This is a genomic window from Pseudomonas sp. NY15364 (genome assembly GCF_048068235.1).
Lineage (GTDB): Bacteria > Pseudomonadota > Gammaproteobacteria > Pseudomonadales > Pseudomonadaceae > Aquipseudomonas > Aquipseudomonas mendocina_D.
The window spans coordinates 1-203 of record NZ_JBLUPX010000112.1 but is presented as its reverse complement, the minus strand read 5'-3'; the positions used below and the strand labels follow the sequence as shown (position 1 = coordinate 203).

At 57.1% G+C, this 203-nt stretch carries 1 protein-coding gene; it reads left to right on the top strand.

Features of this window, described 5'->3' with window-relative positions:
• Nucleotides 1-203, top strand: a 203-nt coding sequence (locus ACNFCJ_RS24210; RefSeq protein WP_416773913.1) for a transposase, incomplete at both ends; no start/stop codon positions are given.

The window sequence follows — 203 nt, the reverse complement described above, 5'->3', positions numbered from 1 at the left end:
GCAAGGCTGAGCCGCTCAAGACTGGGCGCCCTGGCTACGATCCAGCTGATTTGCTCAAGCTATACCTATATGGCTACTTCCAGCGCATTCGCTCCTCTCGTCGATTGGAGGAGGAGTGCCGGCGCAATATCGAGGTGATGTGGTTGCTGGGTCGTCTGGCGCCGGACTTCAAGACCATCGCGGATTTTCGCAAAGACAACAGC